We start from the raw sequence: 4,381 nt of genomic DNA, 5'->3' as shown, positions 1-4,381 counted from the left end.
GTCCGGCCCACCCGGTCTCGTCGCCACCCGTACCCGGGCGTACCGTGAGGAGGCCGCGCGGCCAGGCGCGCGGGTGCGCGACGAGGGCGGTAGGACACATGGGCAAGAGCGCCGACGACGGGCGGGTCTTCCGGATCACGGGGGCGCGCAGCAGCCTCACCGAGGACGTCCGGGGACGCCAGCGCCGCTACGTCATCTCGATGCTGGTCCGCACGGCCTGCGTGCTGCTCGCCGTGGTGCTGTGGGACGTCCAGCGGGTGCTGGCGTTCGCCGCCCTGGCGGGGGCCGTCCTGCTGCCGTACTTCGCGGTGCTGATCGCCAACGCGGGCCGGGAGCGGGCCCCGGGACTGCCGAGCACCTTCGACTTCCCGCTCGACACCCCGCTGATGCTCGGCCCCGGTGGGACGGGTGGGGCTGGTGCGAAGGCCGGTACAGGTGAGGCAAAGGCCGTTCCCACCGATCCTTCACAGGACGTGGACTGACCGTCCGTTTCACGCCGCTTCGCCCTCGTTCAGCTCGTCGAAAGCTCAAAAGAAGCTCAGATTAATCATGCAAGACCTCCCCATCCGAGGGTGGTGGCGTGACATACTGCGTACGCGCTCCGCATCCCCCGTCGGAGCGACGGACCGACGCCGGGCGGCTCCCCCCGTGGCTGCCCGGCGTCGCCATGCCCGGATCCGGTCGGCCCGAGCGGGGCGTGACAGACTGGCGGTGCAGACGTCACCCGCCAATCGTTGAGGACGGCCCGATGGACACCCCGCAGACGCCGATCTGCTCCGCCAAGGGCTGCCGGACGGGCGCCGGCTGGGTGCTGGTGTGGAACAACCCCAAGCTGCACACCCCGGACCGCCGCAAGACCTGGCTCGCCTGCGACGAGCACCGCGAGCACCTCTCCCAGTTCCTCGGGGTGCGCGGCTTCCTCAAGGAGGTCGTCGCCTTCGCCGACTGGACCCCCGAGGCCGTCGAGAGTTCCGGCGGGGCTGCCTAGCAACCCGTCCGGGGTTCCGGCGAGTCGGCCCGGAAGGGCGGACCGGTCCGGGAACCGGTCGGCCGCCGAGGGACCGCCTAGCCGCCGATCGCGGACATCGGCCGCTCGGGCTGGAGGAACTCCGGGTCGTCGATCCCGGCCCCGGCCTTCTTGCCCCACATCGCCGCCCGCCACAGCGCGGCCAGTTCGGCGTCGTCCGCGCCCGAGCGCAGCGCGGTGCGCAGGTCGGTCTCGCCGGTCGCGAACAGGCAGTTGCGCACCTGGCCGTCGGCGGTCAGCCGGGTACGGTCGCAGGCCCGGCAGAACGGACGGGTGACCGAGGCGATCACGCCCACCCGGCCGGGGCCGCCGTCCACCAGCCAGCGCTCGGCGGGTGCCGCGCCCCGGCGCTCGGACGGCTCCGGGGTGAGCGCGAAGCGGGCCCGCAGCAGGTCGAGGATCTCCGTCGCGGTGACCATCGACGCGCGGTCCCAGCCGTGCTGGGCGTCCAGCGGCATCTGCTCGATGAAGCGCAGCTCGTAGCCCCGCTCCAGGCACCAGGCCAGCAGGTCGGCCGCCTCGTGGTCGTTGACCCCGCGCATCAGTACCGCGTTCAGCTTCACCGGCGCGAGCCCGGCGGCCTCGGCGGCGGCCAGCCCGTCCAGCACGTCCTGGTGGCGGTGGCGGCGGGTGAGGGTGTGGAAGACCTCGGGGTCGAGGGTGTCCAGCGAGACGTTGACCCGGTCGAGGCCGGCCTCGCGCAGCGCCGTCGCGGTGCGGGCCAGCCCGATGCCGTTGGTGGTCAGTGAGAGTTCCGGGCGCGGTTCCAGCTCCGAGCAGGCGGCGACGACGGCGACCAGTCCGGGGCGCAGCAGCGGCTCGCCGCCGGTGAATCGGACCTCGCGCACGCCCAGGTCGCGCACGGCGACGGTGACGAGCCGCACGATCTCCTCGTCGGTGAGCAGGTCCGGCTTGGCGAGCCACTGCAGGCCCTCCTCCGGCATGCAGTAGGTGCAGCGCAGGTTGCACCGGTCCGTGAGGGAGACCCGCAGGTCGACGGCCTGTCGTCCGAAGGTGTCGAGCAGCACGTGCGTCCTTCCCCGAGATGCGGCCGGCCCGGCCACCGTCACGGCGGGCCGGGCCAGCATAGTCATCGTGGGACGATCAGTGGGCGCCCAGCCCGGTCAGCGAGCGCACCTCCAGTTCAGCGTACTTCGCCGGGTCGGGCTGTTCCCTGGACAGCAGCGTGCCGAGCCAGCCGGCCAGGAAGCCGACCGGGATGGAGACCAGGCCGGGGTTCTCCAGCGGGAACCAGTGGAAGTCGGAGTGCGGGAAGAGCGAGGTCTTCGCGCCGGAGACCACCGGGGAGAAGACCACCAGCGTCACCGAGGTGATCAGTCCGGCGTAGACCGAGCTGACCGCGCCGACGGTGGTGAAGCGCTTCCAGAACAGCGAGTAGAGCAGGGTGGGCAGGTTCGCCGAGGCGGCGACCGCGAAGGCCAGGGCGACCAGGGCGGCGGTGTTGAGCTTGTCCGCGAAGAGGCTGAGCACGATCGCGACGGCCCCGATCGCGACCGCGGCCCACTTCGCCGAGCGCACCTCCTCCTTCTCGCTCGCCTTCCCGCGCCGGATCACGTTGGCGTAGAGGTCGTGCGCGAAGGAGGCCGAGGAGGCGAGCGTGAGCCCGGCGACCACGGCCAGGATGGTGGCGAAGGCGACCGCCGAGATCACCGCGAGCAGGATCGCGCCGCCGGTGGTCCCGGCGCCTCCGCCGAGCGCCTCGGCCAGCTGGGGCGCCGCGGTGTTGCCCGCCGCGTTCGCCGCCTTGATCGCCTTGGAGCCGACCAGCGCGGCGGCGCCGAAGCCGAGCGCCAGGGTCATCAGGTAGAAGACGCCGATGATGCCGATCGCCCAGAGCACCGACTTCCGGGCCGCCTTGGCGGTGGGCACGGTGTAGAAGCGGACCAGGATGTGCGGCAGGCCGGCGGTGCCGAGGACCAGCGCGATGCCCAGGCTGATGAAGTCGAGCTTGGCGGTGCCGCTGCCGTACTTCTGTCCGGGTTGGAGGAAGGCCTCGCCCTTGCCGCTCGCGCTCGCCGCCGCGCCGAGCAGCTCCGAGGGGTTGAAGTGGTACTTGGCCAGTACCAGGACGGTCATCAGCGCGGCGCCGGCGATCAGCAGCACCGCCTTGACGATCTGCACCCAGGTGGTGCCCTTCATCCCTCCGATCACCACATAGATGATCATCAGCGCGCCGACCCCGACGATGGTCCAGCGCTTGGCGGCGTTCCCCTCCGCGCCCAGCAGCAGCGCGACCAGGGTGCCGGCGCCGACCATCTGGGCGAGCAGGTAGAAGATCGACACCACGATGGTGGAGACGCCCGCCGCGGTGCGCACCGGGCGCTGGCGCATCCGGAACGCGAGGACGTCCGCCATCGTGAAGCGGCCGGAGTTGCGCAGCGGTTCGGCGATCAGCAGCAGCGCGACCAGCCAGGCGACCAGGAAGCCGATCGAGTAGAGGAAGCCGTCGTAGCCGGTGAGCGCGATGGTCCCGGCGATGCCGAGGAAGGACGCGGCGGACATGTAGTCGCCGGAGATGGCCAGGCCGTTCTGGAAGCCGGTGAAGCCGCGGCCGCCGGCGTAGAAGTCGGAGGCGCTCCTGGTCTGCCGCCCGGCCCAGACGGTGATGCCGAGGGTGGCCAGGACGAAGACGCCGAACAGGGCCATCGTCAGACCGCGGTGCTCGGTGGCGGAGCTGGCGAGCGAAGTCATTCGGCGGGCTCCCGGGGTGCGTGGACGACGGCGCCGTGCGCCTCGCGGATCGCCGCGGCGGACGGGTCGATCCGCCGGTCCGCGTAGCGGGCGTACCAGGCGGCGATCGCGAAGGTGGTCACGAACTGCAGCAGCCCGAGCACCAGGGCCACGTTGACGTGCCCGAGGACCTTGGTGCGCATCAGTCCCGGCGCGTAGCAGGAGAGCAGGACGTAGAGCAGGTACCAGAGCACGAAACCGATGGTGACCGGGAAGGCGAAGCTCCGGAAGGAGCGCCGCAGGGTTCGGAACTCCTCGCTGTCGTCGATGAGTTGGGCTTCCGTGGCGGCGGTGGTGAGCGGCGGCGAATCCACGCTGTCTCCTCACTCCTTCGGCGTATTTGTCACACGGGGGGAACGATCGAACGTGAGGGGCGTCACATGTCTGGCGCCGCGCAATGCTAGGAGCGTCCTGCCCGCCCCGGAAGGGGTTGACCGCGATCAGTCGAGCGTTCACCCCCTCGCACCATCCGATTGGCCGAAAAGCAGTCCATCTCAGCGACTCCGCCGCTCCGGGCCGACTCCCGGCCCCCGGCCGCCGCCCGCGCCCTCCCTCGGGAACGACACCGGGAACGACACCGGCCCGTGCCGCACCCCGAAGGGG

At 71.7% G+C, this 4,381-nt stretch carries 5 protein-coding genes; 2 read left to right on the top strand and 3 right to left on the bottom strand.

Annotated elements, in window-relative coordinates; translation table 11 throughout:
• Positions 1 to 98: 98 nt before the first annotated feature.
• Positions 99 to 482 carry a DUF3099 domain-containing protein gene (locus tag ACIQOV_RS29495; protein WP_387685862.1) on the top strand — a complete coding sequence of 128 codons (384 nt, stop codon included), beginning with the start codon at positions 99 to 101 and terminating at the stop codon, positions 480 to 482.
• Between the two features lie 266 nt (positions 483 to 748).
• A complete protein-coding gene (locus ACIQOV_RS29490) occupies positions 749 to 988 on the top strand; it encodes a hypothetical protein (RefSeq protein ID WP_401053609.1) in 240 nt (79 codons plus the stop codon).
• A 77-nt stretch (positions 989 to 1,065) separates the two neighbouring features.
• Here ACIQOV_RS29490 and moaA read toward each other — a convergent pair whose 3' ends face one another.
• From moaA to ACIQOV_RS29475, 3 genes are all read right to left on the bottom strand, one after another.
• A complete protein-coding gene (gene moaA, locus ACIQOV_RS29485) occupies positions 1,066 to 2,055 on the bottom strand; it encodes a GTP 3',8-cyclase MoaA (protein ID WP_359911515.1) in 990 nt (329 codons plus the stop codon).
• Positions 2,056 to 2,131: 76 nt separating this feature from the next.
• Positions 2,132 to 3,739, bottom strand: coding sequence for a cation acetate symporter (locus ACIQOV_RS29480; protein ID WP_380546995.1), 1,608 nt, complete (start codon positions 3,737 to 3,739; stop codon positions 2,132 to 2,134).
• The gene (locus ACIQOV_RS29475; protein WP_359911500.1) at positions 3,736 to 4,092 is read right to left on the bottom strand and encodes a DUF485 domain-containing protein; all 357 of its coding nucleotides are present in this window, start codon (positions 4,090 to 4,092) and stop codon (positions 3,736 to 3,738) included. Before ACIQOV_RS29475 ends, ACIQOV_RS29480 begins: the two co-directional genes overlap by 4 nt.
• Positions 4,093 to 4,381 lie beyond the last annotated feature (289 nt).

Origin of the sequence: Kitasatospora sp. NPDC091257 (assembly GCF_044757675.1) — a bacterium.
GTDB lineage: Bacteria > Actinomycetota > Actinomycetes > Streptomycetales > Streptomycetaceae > Kitasatospora > Kitasatospora lactacystinica.
This window is presented reverse-complemented; position numbering and strand designations above follow the sequence as displayed.

Bases quoted from the DNA above. Each gene is read 5' to 3' on its own strand.
- ACIQOV_RS29490 (WP_401053609.1), top strand. From the start codon at position 749: ATGGACACCCCGCAGACGCCGATCTGCTCCGCCAAGGGCTGCCGGACG.
- ACIQOV_RS29495 (WP_387685862.1), top strand. From the start codon at position 99: ATGGGCAAGAGCGCCGACGACGGGCGGGTCTTCCGGATCACGGGGGCG.
- ACIQOV_RS29480 (WP_380546995.1), bottom strand. From the start codon at position 3,739: ATGACTTCGCTCGCCAGCTCCGCCACCGAGCACCGCGGTCTGACGATG.